Source organism: Williamsia sp. CHRR-6, assembly GCF_018474015.1.
Classification (GTDB): domain Bacteria; phylum Actinomycetota; class Actinomycetes; order Mycobacteriales; family Mycobacteriaceae; genus Williamsia_A.
This window is the reverse complement of record NZ_JAHCSG010000002.1, coordinates 285,209-305,069: the sequence shown is the minus strand read 5'-3', so window position 1 is coordinate 305,069 and position 19,861 is coordinate 285,209. Positions and strand designations below refer to the sequence as shown.

Genomic DNA, 19,861 nt, shown 5'->3' with positions numbered 1-19,861 from the left:
TCGGCGCGGGCTGCGGTGGCGTCGGAGCCGAATCCGGTTCGTTCGGTACAGATTTCGGCCCAGTCGACGGGGTTTTCGGCCCAGTCGGCGGGGTTTTCCGCCCACTCGACGGGGTTTTCCGCCCACTCGACGGGTCGGGGGTGGTGTCTCCGATCTCAGCGCCGGCGGCCGGGGTCGGCACAGCGGCGCGCCAGGTCTCCCATGGCGCGCCTCCGCCGGGCTGAGAATCGGACGATGTCATCCGGCCGCAGCGGTGCTGTACGAATCCATCGATTCGATCAGGCTCTTGGGCCGCATGTCCTGCCAGTTGGCTTCCACGAAGTCCAAGCATTCCACACGGGACGCCGGACCGTGGTGCGAGTCCCAGCCGGGGGGAACCGCGGCGAACACGGGCCACAACGAGTGCTGGCCTTCGTGGTTCACCAGAACCAGGAACTGCGCAGACTCTTCGTCGAAGGGGTTCTTCATCGGATGCTCCTTGTCGGACGTGCGGACAACAGTTCGGCGTAGGCGCCGACATGCTCGGCGGCGAGCATGTCGGCGTGACGTGATTGCACGACGATCTCGTGGATCGTCCCGGCGATCAGGTCGCGCCAGTCGGCCACGGCGGGTTCTCCGTCGGGTCGGCCGAGTGCGGCGCTGACAAACGTGGCGTCCCCGAGATACACGCGCGGGGACCAGGTTCCGGCCAACGCGGTGGCGTGCCGGTACGCGGCGTACAGCGAGTTGAGATGTACTTCTGTGAGATCGGACAAGGGACCAGGAATGTTACGAATACATTGCGTGGCCTCCGCCACTGTCATGTCCGGATTCACAGTGGCACCGTCGACGAGTCCGAACTCGACGGCCAGGTCGGCCACCGACGGCTCCACGTCCAGCTCCGGGCGCGCCGAGATCACGTAGGCGTCGAGGATGGTCAGCTGCTCGACCTCCTCGCCGAGTTCGAGCAACTGCACCGCGATCTCTTGGGCCAGCAGCCCACCCAGCGACCACCCGATCAGGTGGTACGGGCCATGCGGGGCCACTCGTCGGATCTCGGCCACGTAGCGAGCCGCGAGCTGTCCGATCGAATCGGCCGGCGCCTCCCCGGTGAGCACCGGGTTCTGCAGCCCGTACAGCGGACGGTCACCGGCCAGGTAGGGCAGCAACGTCGTGTACGACCACGACAGACCGATGGCCGGATGGATCGCGAACATCGGCACCCCGTCGACCTGCTCGCTGCGCGGGCGCAGCGGCAACAGCACCGGCAGCACCGTGTCGGCGGGATCGACTGCGGTAGAACCGGTGTCGATGACCGCGGCCAACTCGGCGGGACTCGACGCGGTGAACAACAGCTGCACGCTGATCTCGCGACCGGTCTGTCGACGCAGGGCCGCGACCACCGTCGTCGCCTGCAACGACGTACCGCCGAGCTCGAAGAAGCCGTCGTCGGCGCCCACGTCGTCGAGGCCGAGCACCTCGGCGAACACTCCCGCCACCGTGGTCTCGGTACCGGGCGCCGGGCTGCGCGAACCGCGGGACCGAAGGTGCGGGGCGGGCAGTGCGGCGCGGTCCACCTTGCCCGTGGGACCCAGCGGGATCTCGTCGAGCACGGTGATCACCACCGGAACCATGTGGCGCGGCAGTCGGTGCGCGGCGAAGTCCCGCACCGCACTCACCGCAGCGGTCGGGTCGGCGGGGATGGGATCGGCGAGCACCACGTAGGCGCACAGCGCGGCGTTGTCGGCACCGGGGTTGACCACCACGGTCACCGCCTGACGCACCGCCGGATGATCGGCGAGCACCTCGTCGATCTCGCCGAGTTCGATCCGGAACCCACGCACCTGCACCTGCCCGTCGGTGCGGCCCACGTACTCCAGCGCATGCTCAGGGGTCCACCGCACCAGGTCGCCGGTGCGGTACATGCGCTCCCCGCCGCCCAGCGGGCTGGCCACGAAGCGTTCGGCGGTGAGGCTGCGACGGCCGTGGTAGCCGCGAGCGAGGTTGTCGCCCAACAGATACAACTCGCCCACCACACCCACCGGGACCGGGTTGAGGCGGGTGTCGAGGACCAGCGCACGCAGCCCGCGGTTGGGTCCACCCATGTCCAGGCGACCCTGCGGTGACAACGGCGCGCTGACCGTCGCGATGACGGTGCCCTCGGTGGGGCCGTAGACGTTGAACATCCGGCGATCGACGCTCCACCGGCGCACCAGGTCGGTGCTGTAGGCCTCGCCGCCCACCGCCAGGGTGCGCAGCTCAGGCAGCGCAGCGGGGTCGAGCCCGGCCAACGCGGCCGGGGTGATGAACGCGTGGGTGACGCCGGTGTCGGACAGGAACTGCTCGAGCGGCTCGCCGCCGAACAGATCGGTGGGCGCCACCACCAGCGTGGATCGACCGGCCAGCGCGAACAACATCTCCAGCACCGACGCATCGAAACTTGGTGAGGCGAAGTGCAACACGCGGGAGTCGACGTCGGGCGCCAACTGCTCGCCGAGTTCGTCGTGCACGCCGGCCAACCCGGCGTGGGTGACCAGCACCCCCTTGGGGCGACCGGTCGAACCCGACGTATAGATGACGTAGGCCAACTGCTCCAACGACATCCGCGGCCGCTCGTACCCCGACAGCGGGGCCGTGGGATGCTCGGCGATCGCCTGACCGAACTCGGGATCATCAGGCACCACCCAGGTCACCGCGTCACCCAGCGCGGCCCGGTGTTCTCCGGTGGTGATGCCGAACCGCACTCCGCTGTCATCGAGCATGTGCGCGATGCGCTCGGGCGGGTAGGTGGGGTCGACCGGCAGGTAGGCCGCACCGGTCTTGGCGATCGCCCACAGCGCGGCGATGGCGTACGCCGAGCGTGGGATGGCCATGGCCACAACGGTTTCGGGGCGGGCACCCTGGCTGATGAGGTAGCGCGCCAGGCGGTTGGTGTGTTGGTCGAGATCGCGGTAGGTGTGTCGCCCGTAGGCGTCGATCACCGCCACGCCGTCGGGGTTGGCGGCCACCGCCTCGGCCACCAGATCGGCCAGGGCGCGGGGCCGGGCGGCAGGCCCACCGGTGACCGGGGTCAACGCCGCCAGCTCCTCGCGCTCACCGATCGCGATGTCGCCCAGGCACAGTCCCTCCGGCGCCACCCCGAGTGCGACGGCCGCGATCCGCGCCAACGTCAGTCGCAACCGACGTGCACACGCCTCGACGGTGGCCCGGTCGTAGAGGTCACACGCGTAGGAGATGGCCAGTCGCGCCGGCTCGGCTGCCGATGCCGCCAGTCCGGTGACGGTGAACTGCAGATCGAATTTCGCGGTCTGCGCATCGATCTCGCTGATCGAGAACTGCGGTGCGGCCCGCTCGCTGGGGGCCAACACCACACCATCGGGCGTGATGGCCCGCGTGAACGGATCGGCGGCCGGCGTGCGCTCGGCCAGACCCGACGCGCCCCAGTCGTGGACAGACAGCGCGATCTGGAACAGCGGATGTCGACCGGCCACCCGGGTGGGGTTCACCGCGCCGACCACGTCGTCGAACGGCACATCCACCCGGTCGAGATCGTCGAGATCGTGCTCGCGCACCGACGCGATCAGATCGGGCACCGACATTTCCGGCGACACCGTGGTGCGCAGCGCTGCGGTGTTGACGAACATGCCCACCATCGAGGCCAGCTCGGGGTGCGACCGCCCGGCCACCGGGGTGCCGACCACCAGATCGTCGCCGACCCCCATGCGGTAGAGCAGCGTGACCAGCGCGGCATGCACCAGCATGAACGCCGTGGCACCGGTGGCGGTGGCCGCGGCCTCCACGGCCGCGCGCAGGTCGTCGCCGAGCTCGATCTCGACGTTGTCGGCGGCACCCGTGCGCTGCTGCGGACGCGGACGATCGGTGGGCAGCATCGTCTCACCGGGCACCCCCGCCAGACGCCGGCGCCAGTACTCGATCTGCGCCGACCCCAGGCTCTCGGGATCGGCGAGGTCACCCACCCGGTCGACCTGCCACAGCGAGAAGTCGACATAGTCGAGCAACGGTTCGCCCAGGTTGGGCGACACCCCGCGGCTGCGCGAGGCGTAGGCCGCCGACAGGTCGGAGACCACGATCGGCAGCGACCAGCCATCGGCTGAGATGTGGTGGGCGACAATGAGAATGTGGTTCTCGAGTCCGCCATCGCCGGTGGTCGAGCGCACCACCAACACCCGGATGGGTGCCTCGATCCGCAGATCGGTGCCCACCCGGGCGGCCGCGGTCAGCAGCGCCGGGACGTCCTCGGGGGTCCGATCGAGCACCCCGAACTGGGTGTCCACCACGGCGTGGGCGTCGGGCAGCGGCTGCTGCACCGGTTCGCCGTCGATCTCGGGGTAGAGGGTGCGCAACACCTCGTGGCGGGTGATGACGTCGACCAGCGCCGCGCGCAGCGCCTCCACGTCCAGCGGGCCCTGCACGCGCAGCACGAAGGGCAGGTTGTAGGCGGGCGAGGTGGGATCGGCCCGGTTGAGGAACCACAGGCGACGCTGCGCCGGTGACAGCGGGATCCGCGCGGGCCGGGTGCGTCGCATCAGCACTGTCGGGGCGCCGGACACCTCGCCGTTGGCGATGGCGGTGTCGACCACCGCGGCCAGGTCGGCGATGCTGGGGTGGTCGAAGGCGGTCCGCACCCGCAACGAGGTGCAGAAGGCAGCGTTGACCGCGGCGATGAGCTGGGTGGCCACCAGCGACGTCCCGCCGAGATCGAAGAAGCTCTGCTCTGCCGACAGCGTCGAGGCATCTCGGCCCAGGGTCTGGGCGAACAGGGTGGCCATCGCGCGCTCGGTGGGGGTGCCGGCGAAGCGTTCGCCGGCTGCGGGCACCTCGGGTTGCGGCAGAGCCGAACGATCCACCTTGCCGCTGGCGGTCATCGGGATCTCGTCGATCAGCACCAGCGCACCGGGCACCATGTGCCGCGGCAGCCGCGCTCCCGCGAACCGACGGACGTCGTCGACGTCGACCTCGACGCCGTCGGGGGTCTGGATCCAGGCCGCCAACCCGGCCGCGTCACCGGTGCCGTGGACGTCGACGATGGCGGTGACGACGCCGGGATGGGCCTCCAACGCCGCGACCACCTCACCGAGCTCCACTCGGAAGCCACGGACCTTGACCTGATCATCGCTGCGTCCCACGTAGTACAGGGCACCGGCGCGGTCGTACCGGACGATGTCACCGGTCCGGTAGAACACCCCGCCCGGCTCGAACGGGTCGGCCACGAACCGGGTGGCCGTCAGATCCGGGCGACCGAGGTATCCGCGGGCCACGCCGGGACCGGCCACGTACAGCTCACCGGGGGTGTTGGCGGGCACCGGGCGCAGGTCGGCGTCGAGGACGTAGAGCGAGGTTCCCGGAACCGGGGTCCCGATGGTGACCGCAGAGTCGGGAACCAACGGCGCCATCGTCACCGCCACGGTGGTCTCGGTGGGCCCGTAGGCGTTGAGCAGCAACCGACCCGGCGCGAAGCGGGCGATCAGATCGGTGCTGGGGGCCTCCCCGCCCACGGCGACGGTCTGGAGGTCGGGCAGGTCGGCGGCGTCGACGGTCGCCAGGGCGGCCGGGGTGACGAAGGCGTGGGTGACCCGCTCGGCACGCAACAGCTCGCCGAGTTCCTCGCCGCCGTAGACGGTGGGGGGCGCGATGATCATCGTGGCGCCGCCGGCGAAGGCCAGCAGCAGCTCCAACACCGAGGCGTCGAAGCTGGGCGAGGCGAAGTGCAGGACCCGCGAATCCGGGGTCACCCGATAGCGGCGCCGCTGATCTTCAGCCAGCGAGCTGAGACCACGATGGCTGACCGCCACACCCTTGGGGACACCGGTCGAGCCCGACGTGTAGATCAGGTACGCCAGTCCGGCCGGTCGGACCGCACCCGCGCCCCGATGGATGGGGTCGCCTGCGAACGTCGAAACCACCTGCGCGAAGGCCGAATCGGGGTCGAGGTCCACCCAGCCCACCGAGTCGGGCAGGGATTCGCGGTGGCGGTTGAGGGTGAGTCCGACGGTGGCCTTTGAGTCCTCGATCATGTGCGCGATGCGCTCGGCCGGGTAGGCCGGGTCGATCGGCAGGAAGGCCGCACCGCTCTTGGTGATGGCCCACAACGCCACGATCGACGCAACCGAACGCTCGAGCGCGATCGCCACGATGTCGTCGCCACCCACGCCGCGGCCGATGAGCAGCCGCGCCCAGCGGTTGGACAGCGTGTCGAGGTCGCGGTAGGTGAGTTCGGTGCCCGAGGCCACATCGACCAGCGCAGTCCGATCGGGGTCGACTTCGGCTGCAGCACTGAGGATCTCGGCCAGGGTACGAACCGGCTCGGCCACCTGCGCGGCGGCCAGCGGCACCGCTGAGGACTGCTCGGCCTCGGTCAGCAGCTCGATGTCGGCGACATCGACCGACGGGTCCTCGGCCACCTGGTCGACGATCGCCACGAACCGACGGGCGAGGTCGGCCACGGTCTCGTGATCGAACAGGTCGGCCGCGTAGGTGAACCGCAGCGCCGAGCCGGTCACACGCAGCTCCAGATCGAACCGTGCTGCGCCGGTTTCGATCTCGCGGGCAGCCACTGCGACGTCACCGAGATCCACCAGCTCCGGCGGGGTCTCGGCGAAGGCCAACGCCACCCCGAACAACGGGTGGGCACCGGAGGCCCGGTCGGGGTTGACCAGTTCGACGAGCTGATCGAAGGGGGCGTCCGACCGCGACAAGGCTTCGATGTCGATCTCCCGGACCGCGGTCACCAGGTCGCCGAAGCCGATGTGGCGCGGCACCGGGGTGCGCAGCACCACCGAGTTGACGAACATGCCCACCAGCTCGGCCAACTCGGTGTGTGGGCGCCCGGCCACCGGGGTACCGATGACGATGTCGGCGACGCCGCCGTCGACCTGCACCTCGGGGTCGCTCGACATGCGAGCGAGCAGGGTGGCCAGCACGGCGTGCATCACCATGAACAAACTGGTGTCGCGCTCGCGGGCGATCTCGCGCAGCGACTGCAGTTGCTCGTCGGTCAGCTCCACATCGACCACCCCGCCGGCCCCGGTCGGCTCGGTCGGGCGGGGACGGTCGGTCGGCAACGCCGGTCGCAGCGGCAGGTCGGCCAGCGTGTGTGACCACCAGTCCAGCAGTTCGTGCAGCCGCGAGCCGGGAATGTCTGCCGCACCGAGCATCTCGCTCTGCCAGTCGGCGTAGTCGCGGTAGCGCAACGGAAGTGGCTCGGGCGCCGCCGCGTCGGGACGGATCCGGCGCAGGTAGGCCGCGGCGAGGTCGCGCGCCAGCGGCCCCAACGACCACCCGTCGGCGGCGATGTGATGGACGGCCACGGTCAACTCGTGGTGGTCGTCGGCGACCCGCAGCAGTCGGGCCCGCATCGGCGGGGTGTCGCGTAGGTCGTAGGCGCCGCGGGCCAACTCCTCGTGCAACGCCTGCACACCGCCACCGTCGGCGGCATCGATGACGGTCAGCGCGGTGGGTACGGCATCGGTCGGCAGCACCTCCAGCTGCGCTCGACCGGCCACGTCGGGGTAGATCGTCCGCAGCGGTTCGTGCCGCTCCACCAGATCGGCCAGCGCGCCCGAAAGGGCCTCGACGTCGAGTGCCCCACGCAACTCCACGACGAATGCGATGGTGTAGGAACCTGATTCGGGTTCGAGGCGGTTGAGGAACCACAACCGCTGTTGGGCCGGGGTGGGGTGACCGTCGATCCCCACCTCGGGCCGGTCGGCGCGGCGGGCCAACACGGGTAGATCGGTCTCGACCCGCGACAGCGGCGTCGAGGACTCGAGTGGAGCGCGCAACCGCTCGGCCAGTGCGGCCACGGTCGGGCTGTCGAAGAGCACCCGGACCGGGATGCGTTCGCCGACGATGTTCTCCAACGCCGCGACGAGTTGCGTGCCGAGCAGCGAGTTGCCGCCGATGTCGAAGAAGTTGTCGGCCCGACCGATGGATTCCGGCGTCAGGTGCAGGGTGTCGGCGAAGATGGCGGCCACGCGGCGCTCGGCGTCGTCGCGCGGTGGCACCACGGGGGCCGAGGAGACGGTCGGTTCGGGCAACGCCCGCAGGTCGAGCTTGCCCGAGGTGGTCATCGGCATCCTGTCGAGAACGGTCAGTGATTGCGGGATCATGTGCGAGGGAAGGCGATCGGAGAGCCGATCGCGGATCTCCTCGAGGTCGACCTCGGCGCCGCGCTGCGCAGAGGTGACATAGGAGACCAGGACGTCGTTGCCGTCAGGTCCGGGCCGGGTGGTGGTGACAGCCTCACCGACTGTGGGCAGGTCGGCCAGCGCGGCGTCGATCTCGCCGAGTTCGATACGGAAACCACGGATCTTGACCTGGGTGTCGGCGCGGCCCACGTAGTCCAGCTCGCCGGCGGAGTTCCAGCGCACCAGGTCGCCGGTGCGATACATCCGATCGCCGGGGTCGCCGAAGGGGTTGGCCACGAAGACACCCGAGGTGCGTCGACGGCGACCGTGGTAGCCGCGCGCCAACTGCGGTCCGGTCAGGTACAACTCGCCGATGGTGCCCGGCGGGACCGGCATCAGGCGCTCGTCGAGCACCAGCACACCCATCCCGTGCACCGGGCCACCGATGCTGATCGGGGCGCCGGGCTTGAGCTCGGAGATGGTGGCGACGATGGTGGCCTCGGTGGGGCCGTAGGCGTTGTACACGCGATGATCACGCGCCCACGGACCCAGGATGGCAGGGTTGGGGGCCTCGCCGCCGACGATGACCACCTCGAGGTCGGGCAGTCCGGTGGCCACGGTGCCCAGCACGGACGGGGTGACGAAGGTGTGGGTGATGCACTCGGCGCGCAGGATGTCCTCGAGTTCGCGGCCCCCGAGCACGTCGGGCGGCGCGATGACCATGGTGGCCGATGCACCGACCGCCAACAGGATCTCCAGCATCGAGGCGTCGAAGCTGGGCGAGGCGAACTGCAGTGTGCGACTGCGTGGTCCGGCGGTGAACCGGACCAGCTGCTCGGCGGCGAAGTTGACCAGGCCGCGGTGGCTGATGACCACCCCCTTGGGCACACCGCTGGTTCCCGAGGTGTAGATCAGGTACGCCGGATTGTCCACCGACACCGGGATCACCAGCTCCGAGGCGTCGATGGCAGCTGCCGACACCTGCGCGGTCGCCTCGGCGTATTCGGGGCCACCCACCTCCAGGGTGGGGACGCCGGCGGTGGGCACCGTCGACGACGGCAGGACAAGACACAGGCAGGCCTCGGAGTCGGTCAGCATCCGCTCGATGCGTTCGGCCGGGTAGCGGGGGTCCACCGGCACCCACGCTGCGCCGGTCTTGGTGATGGCCCACAGTGCGGTCACCCACTCGATCGAGCGCGGCATGGCGATGGCCACGTACTGCTCGACCCCGATGCCACGTTCGATCAGTAGGCGCGCCAACACGTTCGAGCGTTCGTCGAGTTCCCGGTAGGAGACGTCCACGCCGTCATAACGGACCGCGACCGCCGCCGGGTCGACGGCAACGGCGTCGGCGAACAACTCGGCCAACGTGACCGGACGTCGCGGGGCCTGACCGGTCGCGGGCACCATCGAGGCGCGCTCGTGACGCTGGAGCATGGGGATGTCGCCGATGGCCAGCGACGGGCGCTCGGCCAGACCGCGCGCCAGCCGCCGCAACCGAACCGCGAGATCGGACACGGTGGACGCGTCGAACAGATCGGTGGCGTATCCGATCGCGATTCTCAGCCCAGCCGGTTGGCCGCTCTCGGTGAACGATTCGGTGGCGGTGAACTGCATGTCGAACTTGATGGTGTGGGTGGGGACCTCACTCGCGGTCACCTGCAGCCCACCCAGCTGCAGCTGCACCCCGGTCTCGGCGTCGAGGGCCACGCTCACCTGGAACAGCGGATGCCGGTTCTCCGCGCGCGCCGGGTTGATCTCGTCGACGATGCGCTCGAACGGTACGTCGGCCATGTCCAGGGCAGCGAGATCGATGGCGCGGCAGCGCTCGACGACGGCCCGGAACGAGTCGTGCTTGCTGACCGGTACCCGCAGCACCACGGTGTTGACGAACATTCCGACCAACGGGTCGAGCGCCAGATCACCACGACCGGCGACCGGGGTGCCGAGCACGATGTCGTCCTCGCTGGCCAGTCGACGCAACGTGATCGCGATCAGGGCATGTACGACCATGAACATCCCGGCATCACCCTCGGCGGCGATGTCGCGCAGTCGGGTGTGGGTGGTGGCGTTGAGCGTGACCTCGGTGACCGCGCCGGCCAGGGTGGGCTCACTGGGGCGGGCCCGATCGAAGGGCAGCTCGACCTCAGCCGGGATGTCGTCGAGTTGTTCACGCCACCAGGCGATCTGGCGCGCGGCCGGGGACGCGGGGTCGCCCTCGTCACCCAGACGATCGCGCTGCCAGAGGGTGTAGTCGGCGTACTGCACCGGCAGCGGGGCGAACGCGGGCGCCTCGCCGGAGATGCGGGCTTCGTAGGCGACGGCGAGGTCGGCGGCCAGCGGACGCAGCGACCACCCGTCGGCCACGATGTGATGCAGGACGACGAGCAGGACGTGACTGCCGTCGGCCTCCGGCCGCAGCCGGGCCCGCACACCGAACTCGCGGGTGAGATCGAAACCACGCGAGGCGAACTCGAGATCGTCGACGGGAACCGGGCGGTGACCGTTCGTCTCGGCCGCGCCGGTGCCGTTCGTCTCGGCCGGGCCGGGAACCACCTCCAGACCCGGGAACTGTGCCGCGGGGCAGATCTCCTGCCGCGGTCCGTCGGCGTCGCTGGGGAACAGGGTGCGCAACGATTCGTGGCGCTCGACGAGGTCGGCGAACGCAGCCACCATGGCTGCGCGGTCGAGGTTGCCCTCGAGATGCAGGCGGAACGGCAGGTTGTAGGCACCGGAGGTGGGGTCGGCATGGTTGAGGAACCACACGCGCTGCTGTGCCGGCGAGAGCGGGATGCGCTCGGGTCGCCGATCAGCCCGGCGCAGGGCCGAGCCGGTCGCCGACACGTCGGAGTCGCCGAGCCCCTGCGCGCGCAGCAGCCGCACGAGCTGGCGGGGTGTGGGGTGGTCGAAGACGGTGCGGATCGCGATCGGGTGGTCGAGGACCGCGCCGAGTCGAGCCGCCATCCGGGTCGCCGAGAGGGAGTTGCCGCCGGCGTCGAAGAACGAGGTGGTCATCGGGATGGACGTCACCCCGAGCACGGCGGCGAAGGTGGCGGCCACGGCCTGCTCCAACGCCCCGACCGGGGCCACCCCACCGTCGTCGACCGGGGTGAAGTCGGGGGCGGGCAGCGCTGCGCGGTCGAGTTTGCCGTTGCTGGTGGTGGGGAAGGCGTCGAGCACCACCACCGCAGCGGGCACCATGAACGCCGGCAGCGAACGCGAGAGGATCCCCCGCACGCCCGCAGAGGTCAGCTCCACACCGATCTCGCCGACCACGTAACCGGCGAGCAGCTGCTCGCCGTCGGTGCCGGTCCGGGCCATCGCCACGGCCTCACGCACACCCTCGACCGCAGCCAACGCGGTCTCGATCTCACCGAGCTCGATTCGCTGACCGCGGATCTTGACCTGGAAGTCGCTGCGCCCCATGTAGATCAGCTCGCCGGCGGGATTCCACCGCACCAGGTCACCGGTGCGGTACATCCGGGCCCCAGCAGAGTCGAAGGGGTTGGCCACGAAACGGTCGGCGGTCAGGTCGGGGCGGGCGAGATAACCGCGCGCCAATTGCACACCGGCGAGGTACAACTCGCCCACGGTGCCCTCGGGTACCGGACGTAGCCGGCGGTCCAGGACGTAAACGCGGGTGTTCCACACCGGGCGGCCGATCGGGATCACCGCTGCTGCGCCGTCGGCGTCGTCGTGGTGGGTGACGTCGATGGCGGCCTCGGTGGGCCCGTAGAGGTTGTGGACCGGCGCCCCCGTCAGCGCGGTGAACCTCGCCACGGTGCCCGGGGCCAACGCTTCACCGCTGGTGAACACCATCCGCAGACCGGTGAGTTCGTCGGCAACCTCGGGCGAGGCGGCGACGGTGGCTGCGAACGCCGCCATCATCGACGGCACGAAGTGCAGCACCGACACCCCGTACTCGGCGATGACCTGCTGCAGGTACCAGGGGTCTCGGTGTCCGTCGGGGGTGGCCACCGCCAGCGTGGCACCGGTTGCCAACGGCCAGAAGAACTCCCACACCGACACGTCGAAGGTGGCGGGGGTCTTCTGCAGCACCACGTCGCGCCCGTCGATCGGGTAGTGGTTCTGCATCCAGATCAGCCGGTTGACCACCGCGCCATGAGAAACCGCGACACCCTTGGGTTTTCCGGTGGAACCGGAGGTGAACAGCACGTAGGCGGTGTTCGACGGCCGCAGCGGCGCCAGCCGGTCGATCTCCTCGATCGGACGGTCGGAGAACTCGGCCACCTCACCGGTGTCGAACACGTCGATGATCTCGCCGTCGAACTCGGGCGCACCGGCGTGGACGATCTCGGCCGCGGCCGCATCGGCGACCAGCACCACCTCTGGCCGCGCGGTCGCGATGAGATGCCCCACTCGATCGGCCGGATCGGCGGGGTCGATGGGCATGAAGGCGGCGCCGGAATGCAGGACCGCCACCAACGCCACCACCTGTTCGAGGCTGCGTGGGATCATCACCCCGACAGTCACCTCGGGCTCCACTCCGGCGGCGATCAACCTGCGCGCCAACCGATGTGCCGCCCGATGCAGTTCGTCGTAGGTCATCGACGCGGCACCACCGGGCAGGCCTGCCTCGGCGTCATGCGCGGCGACGAGCGCGGTGTCACCGTTGCCGAGGTTGCGACCCTCGATCAGCAGGTCCACCAGGGTGCGTTCGGGCAGCAGGTGATCGGTGTGGTTCCACGCCGAGAGCAGCCGCGTGAGCTCGGCGGAGGTGACGGTGTCCAGCGACGCCAGCGTGGTGTCGGTCCCGCAGCTGACGAATCGGCCGAGGTAGTCGACGAACCGCGCGAGATGCTTGGCCAGGGTCGCCTGGTCGTACATCGTGGGGTTGCCCTCGAGGTCGATCCGCAGCACGTCGTCGACGCCCTGATAGACGTTGAGCGAGATGTCCTCGACCGGTCCGGTGGAGAGCACCTGGATGTCGGCCATGGTGTCGCCGAACGGGAACTGCGAGAAGAACATCATCACGTTGACCATCGGGCCGAAGAAGCCCCGACGGGCCAGGCCGCCACCCTCGGCGAAGAACTCCCGGCTGATGTCCTCGTGGCGATACCGCTGGTGTTTCAGCGATGCGCGGATGGTGGCGTCGACGGCTGCGACCACCTGCCCGACGGTGGCGTCGGACGGGGTGTCCATGGTCAGCGGCACCACGTTGGACACCAGGCCCGCGGCCTGCCGGAGTTGCGGGGTGACACGCCCGGACACCGGTAGCGACAGCACCATGTCGTCGCGGCCCCCGAGGGCGGCCAGGTAGGTGCCGAAGGCGGCGGTGACCACCGACGCCAACCGCACACCCGCGGCGTCGGCCAGCGACCGCACGGCGGCCGACACGTCGGTGGCGACGGTCATCGACTCGGTGATCGACGACGCCGAAGCCGCACCCTCCAGCTCGGACAGACTGAACAGCTCGGGACGCCGGGCCAGGCGCTGCGCCCAGAACGCATGATCGGCGGCGAAGTCCTCCGACGCCCGGTAGGCGCGGTCGTACTCGGCGATCTCGGCGGTGCTCAGCATCGGCAGCGGCGGCGGTTGCACCCCCGCGCGCAGCGCACCGTAGACGGCTCCGACGCGGGCGAACATCATGGTCGCGGCGTAGCCGTCCATCACCAGGTGGTTGGCGCAGAAGTACAGCAGATGGTGATCGTCACCGAGGGTGATGATGAAGCTCTCCACCAGGATCTCGCCGCTGTCGAGGTCGACGGGGGTGGATCGGTGTCGATCCATGAACTGCCCGGCGAAATCTCGAGGGTGGGAACGATCACTGAAATCCAGGACGGTGACGATCACCTCGTGGCTGTGGTCGACGGCGATCATCAGATCGTCGGCGCCACTGAACACACTGGTCAGGGCGCCTTCGGTCTCGGCGGCGGTCTGCCGAACGGCGGCGATCATGGCCTCGACGTCGAGGTCGGCGTGGAACTCCAGGCAGGCCGAGATGGACATGGGCGCGTCCGGCGCGATCTGGTGGGCAAACCACACTCCACGCTGCGCCGCAGTCATCGGGATCAGGATCTTCGATCCATGCTCACCGGAATGGTCGCTCGACACGCTTGTTCACCCCCCTCTCGTCTCCTGGCGCCTGGGTCAACCGACCGTCATTCGACGCCGACTCCGCTCTGGATTGGCTGTAGCAAAGAAAACTCGGTCATTTGGATTTCGGACATCGATCATGGCCGACCCGCCGATCCGAAACGGCCTCTGGATGCGGTGTTCCCCCCACTGCCCCAACAACTTTCGTTGCCCAAACCAACCGTCGAACCGGCGGCCGGACGCGTGGGTTCATGATCCACGATCGACGGCGCGAACAACGTCGAAATCCGACATACCGGACCGCCGGATCCCGACCGTTCTCGCCGTTGGCGCATCTGCACATTGGTATCGCAAAGATGCGCGGCCGCGTTACGTGGCCCCGCCGACAACAGCGTCCCTCGTGACATGTTTCCCCCGAAACGAGTCGTCCCCCGAGCTCGTCAGCCCCCCGGCTGCGAGCGTGCACATCATTACATCACATCGATGCTTGAACTTCGTGAACTGTACGTCCGCTCAGTGCGCGAAGTGACGCGCCCCAGCGAGATACAGCGTGATCCCGGCATCGGCAGCCGCCGCGATCACCTCATTGTCCCGGATGGATCCGCCCGGTGCCACCACGGCGCGCACGCCGGCTGCGGTGAGCACCTGTAGGCCGTCGGGAAACGGGAAGAACGCATCGGAGGCACCAACACTCCCGCGGGCGCGCTCCCCCGCCCGTCGCACCGCCAGCTGCGCCGAATCGACCCGATTCACCTGACCCATCCCCACCCCGACCGATGCGCCGTCGGCGGCGAGCAGGATGGCGTTGGACTTCACCGACCGGCACGCACGCCAAGCGAACTCGAGGTCGGCGAGCGTGGCGGCGTCGGCGGCGGGACCGGCCGCGAGCTGCCACCCGGCCGGGTCGTCACCCTGGGCGTCGATGGCATCGCGCTGCTGCAGCAACCATCCACCGGAGATCTGTCGCAGCTCACTGCTCACCCGAGACGGCGGCTCGGCCAACAGGATTCGGATGTTCTTCTTGCGCTCCAGCACCCCCAGCGCACCGTCGGCGAAGCCCGGGGCCACGATCACCTCGGTGAAGATCTCGGCCACCTGCTCGGCCATCTCCACGCTCACCTCGGTGTTGGTGGCGATCACCCCGCCGTAGGCACTCACCGGATCACACTCGTGCGCCTTGCGGTGGGCGGCGGCGACGTCGTCGGCCACTGCGATGCCACATGGGTTGGCGTGCTTGATGATCGCCACCGCCGGCCGGTCGAAGTCGTAGGCCGCCCGCCACGCCGCGTCGGTGTCGGTGTAGTTGTTGTAGCTCATCTCCTTGCCGTGCAGCTGCTGCGCCCGCGCCAGCCCGCCCGAGGCGGCGTCGGTGTCGACGTAGAGCGCGGCGCTCTGATGCGGGTTCTCGCCGTACCGCAGCGGGGCCGCCAGGGTCGCGGTGCGACCCAGCCATCCCGCCGGCTCGCCGTCGCCGGCCTGAGCCGCAGCCAGCCACCCGGCCACCGCCACGTCGTATTCGGCGGTGTGCGCGAATGCCTTGGCTGCCAACGTGGTTCGCTCCGCCAGGGTGAAGCCGCCAGCCGCCACCGCAGCGATCACCGCTGGATAGTCAGCCGGGTCCACGATCACCCCGACCGAGGGATGGTTCTTGGCCGCTGCCCGCACCATCGAGGGACCGCCGATGTCGATCTGCTCCACACAGTCGTCGAACCCCGCTCCCGAGGCGACCGTGGCAGCGAAGGGATAGAGATTGCCGACCACCAGGTCGAACGGCTCGACGCCCAACTCAACCAACTGATCTCGGTGCGATGGCTTACGCGAGTCGGCCAGGATGCCCGCGTGCACCCGCGGATGCAGGGTCTTGACCCGCCCGTCGAGGCACTCGGGGAACCCGGTCACCTCCGACACCTCCACCACCGTCGCTCCGGCCCCGGCGATGGTCTTGGCGGTGGACCCGGTGGACACGATCTGCACCCCGGCCGCCGACAGCGCGGCGGCCAACTCGACCAGACCGGACTTGTCGTACACGCTGATCAGTACGCGGCGGATGGGGATGCGGGTGGACTCACTCACGGAAACGGGCCTTTCGTCCTTGGCAGACAACACCTTTGGTGACACATGCGGATACCACCTGAACCAGCAGCACACGCTCGACGGACTTGATGCGCTCATGCAGGGTGACCTCGTCGTCGTCATCGGAGACCACCACGGGCGCCTGCGCGAGGATGGGGCCGGTGTCCACGCCGTCGTCGACGAGGTGGACCGTCGCCCCGGTCACCTTCACCCCGTGCGCGAGGGCATCGGCCACCGCGCTCGCCCCCGGGAACGACGGCAGCAGCGCCGGATGGGAGTTGATGATCGAGCCGCCGAAGCGGGCGAGGAACGCCGGTCCGAGGATCTTCATGTAACCCGCCGTCACGATCAGGCTCGGCGCACACGACCCCACCACATCGGTCAGGGCCCGATCGAAGGCGGGCCGGTCGGCGAAATCTGACAGCGGGATCACGTGGGTCGCTACGCCGGCGCGCTCGGCGACACCCCTCGCCGGGCACTCACGGTCGACCACGACTGCCACGACCCGCGCCCCGAACTCCGGTGCGGCGGTGGCGGCGAGCAGCGCGGCGAGCAGTGTGCCCGACCCGGACGCCAACACGACCAGGGTGGCGCTGGCCTCGGGCGACGCGTTCAACAACCGGCTCCTCGCGGGTGGGGATGAGTACGGTCTCAACCCTAGTGGGCATGGCGATCGGTGCGATCGGTGCCCCGGCGCGCCGGAGATCAGTAGGCGCGGCCGAACACCTCAGATGCTGGTGCCCGCACGGTCGATGGCGGCGCACGGTCCTCCAGACGCGGACCCGGCGCGGGCTCGGTGGGCACAGCGCCTGCAGCCACCGGCGGTTCGTCCTCGGCGTCGCCGTCGGTCGGGATGTCGTCGGCAGGGATGTCGTCGGCAGGGATGTCGTCGGCAGGGATGTCATCGGTCGGGATGTCGGCAGCGGGATTCTCGGCGGCGGCTGGGATCTCGACCGGCTCGGGGGTGGCGGCAGCGACGTCACCGTCGGGCTCACCGCGTTCGGTGGTGCTCCCGGTGCGGCTCCGACGGGTGGCGGGCATCAAGCCGTGCACCAGCACCACCAGCATTCCCACCACTGCGAACCAGGCGAAGGTGTAGACGCCCGCGGCAGGCACTGCGACACCCGCCGAACCGAGCTCGCCGAGTGACCCACCGGCCAACCACGACAGCACCACCACAACGGTCGCGGCCACTGCGGCGGTGACGGCCACGGTCCGGGTGGCGCGGGTGGGATCTACGTGCCGGGCCGACCGACCGACGATGATGGCGACCACCCCGGTGAGCAGCATCAGCGCCGCTCCCGGGCCACCGCTGACGGGCAACACGGCCAGGATCGGCAGCGGCGGCACGGCGCCGCCGTGCGCGGAGAAGAGGTCCCCGCCGGCCGCGCCGACGTGGACCTGCGCCCCGACCAGCAGGCCCGCGGCGCCGATGACGACGTTGGGGAGGTAGAGGATCGACAGCAGGGTGAGCCCCAGAGCACCGGCCACCCCGCCACCGGACTCGATCACCGCACCGACACCGTCGATGTTGATCATCAGCCGCACCAGGACCACGGCGGCGGCCACGCCGAACAGTCCGGCCAGCCCGCAGCCGGCGCTGCGCACCGCGGTCGGCGCCCAGTCGGGAAGCCCGAGGCGCTGCGCGATCGCCCGGCCACGGCCACGCGCCACCCCGATGACCGCACCCAGCCCGTGCACCGCTGCCGTGCACGCCAGCGCAAGGGCCACGTTGGGTGCCCGTACGGTGACCGCCGACGACCCGTCCATCACCAACGCCGAGGCCAACACGGTCAACACCAGCGGGCCACCCACTGCCGCGCCCACCACGGCGCGCAACTCGTCGGGGGTGCGCCCCCGCGCGGCGCTCGCGGTCATCCGGGCCACCGCGGCGACCACCGCGATGGTCGGGGCCAGCGGAAGGACCCCGATGGTCACCTCCGACACCGACAGCGGTACCTGATGAACCGCGAGCCAGATGGCACCGATGGCCGCGGTGAGCCCGGTCAGGTCGCCGTCGGCGGTGACCAGGGTGAGCAGCGCGACCACCGCGACCAGTAGGAACACCGCAACCGGCACCCCGAAGGCGACCACCACCAGCTCGCGCGTCGAGCTGACGGTGCGCGCGGCAGCGGAGCGCTGCACGCGTCGCAGCTCGCGCAGGCGGGTGGAAAGGGACTCATCGGTCGACACAGCCATTGTCCATCGAGGGTGACATCTGCGGCGCGTGCCCGGAATCAGGCGCGCCGCACCACCGCCGTGTTGTGACCGACCGGGCCAGTTGTGACCGACCGCGAGTCGTGACCGGCAGCAACGACGAACCCCGCCACCTGACGGTGACGGGGCTCAGTCGAATGCTCGATCCGGCTACTGTCCGGACTTCTTCTCCTGGCTGGGGAACGCCGTGGTGGCGTCGTACGCCGAGGGGGCTGAGGACTGCTCGCCTGCGGTGGGCAGCCCTGCGGCACCGGCCGACTCCGCCGACGCGCTGGGTGCGGCCGGGGTCGGGGTCGGGGTGGACGGTGTGGGAGCGGCGGCCGGGGTCGGGGTGGCCGGTGTCTGATATCCGGACTGCTGGTAGCCGGCGTGCTGCTGGTAGCTCTCCGCCGATCCGTAGGACGCCGACGAGCCGTACCCCTGCCCGTAGGCGGCGGCCGAACCGGCGGCATCAGCCTGCTGGCCGGCCTGTCCGTAGCCGTAGGCCGCTGACTGGTTCTGCGCAGCGGCAGCATCGGTGGTGCTCGGGTAGGCGGTCGCGGTAGCGGCCGCAGAAGTGGAGTCTGCGGTCGGCGTCGCAGTCGCGCCGTCGGCCGGCGCAGTCTTGAGGACACCGCCGTCGACCAGCAGCCAGGTGATCGCGACCGCAGTCTGGATGAGGGCGAATACCAGCACAAGGATGAGGCCGATCCCCGCGCTGGCCGCACCGGGCACCGTCACCAGCAGGAAGGCCGACACCAGCAGACCCGTGACCGAGAGACCGGCGACGATCGGGCTGTAGGTGGACGAGGTGAACTTGGGCAGCAATGTCGCGAGCGCGATGAGACCGGCCGCAGCCAGGACCACCACCGCCGAGCTGCCGCTCGTGTTGAAGACCGATTGGCCGTCGGCGCCACCGTATTCCGCAGCGCCGTCGTACTTCCACCCGGTGACGAAACCGAGGAACAGGTTGATCAGGCCGAGTGCGCCGACGCCGTAGGTGAGATAGGTGGTGATCTCGGCAGGTAGGCCCTGGCGAGGCGGCTTGGGCGCGGGTGCGGGCTGCCCGTAGCCCTGCTGGCCATACCCCTGCTGCGGGTAGCCGCCGTACTGCTGGCCGTACCCCTGCTGGGGGGCGGCCTGCTGGCCGTAGCCCTGCTGACCATAGCCCTGAGCGGCCTGCTGCTGACCGTAGCCCTGCTCGCCGTACCCCTGCTGGCCGTACCCCTGCTGCGGGGCGGCCTGCTGACCCTGGCCTGGCTGCGCGTAGCCGTGCTGGCCCGATCCGTACTGGCCGTAGCCGGCCTGACCCTGCTGCGGGTAGGAGCCATAGCCCTGTTGCGCCTGCTCCGACCCGCCCTCGCCACCGGGCGAGTAGGAAGGTCCGCCGGACTGATACGTCATCGTGT

General features: G+C 69.9%; 6 protein-coding genes. All 6 read right to left on the bottom strand.

Translation table 11 applies throughout. From position 1 onward, the window contains the following. Positions 1 to 237 precede the first annotated feature (237 nt). Positions 238 to 468 carry an MbtH family protein gene (locus KIK15_RS07240; protein ID WP_214243518.1) on the bottom strand — a complete coding sequence of 77 codons (231 nt, stop codon included), beginning with the start codon at positions 466 to 468 and terminating at the stop codon, positions 238 to 240. Further along, complete coding sequence (locus KIK15_RS07235) at positions 465 to 14,201, bottom strand: amino acid adenylation domain-containing protein (protein WP_214243517.1); 13,737 nt, start codon at positions 14,199 to 14,201, stop codon at positions 465 to 467. The genes KIK15_RS07240 and KIK15_RS07235 overlap by 4 nt, the downstream gene beginning before the upstream one ends. Positions 14,202 to 14,696: 495 nt before the next feature. Next, positions 14,697 to 16,256, bottom strand: coding sequence for a bifunctional phosphoribosylaminoimidazolecarboxamide formyltransferase/IMP cyclohydrolase (purH, locus tag KIK15_RS07230; protein ID WP_307851778.1), 1,560 nt, complete (start codon positions 16,254 to 16,256; stop codon positions 14,697 to 14,699). Further along, the gene (gene purN, locus KIK15_RS07225; protein ID WP_250324286.1) at positions 16,249 to 16,872 is read right to left on the bottom strand and encodes a phosphoribosylglycinamide formyltransferase; all 624 of its coding nucleotides are present in this window, start codon (positions 16,870 to 16,872) and stop codon (positions 16,249 to 16,251) included. Before purN ends, purH begins: the two co-directional genes overlap by 8 nt. Before the next feature lie 89 nt (positions 16,873 to 16,961). Next, on the bottom strand, positions 16,962 to 18,455 hold the full coding sequence (locus KIK15_RS07220) for a DUF6350 family protein (protein WP_214243514.1): 1,494 nt from the start codon (positions 18,453 to 18,455) through the stop codon (positions 16,962 to 16,964). 168 nt (positions 18,456 to 18,623) lie between these two features. Next, positions 18,624 to 19,856 (bottom strand): DUF5336 domain-containing protein, encoded by a 1,233-nt coding sequence (locus KIK15_RS07215; protein WP_214243513.1) that lies wholly within the window; start codon positions 19,854 to 19,856, stop codon positions 18,624 to 18,626. Positions 19,857 to 19,861: the final 5 nt, after the last annotated feature.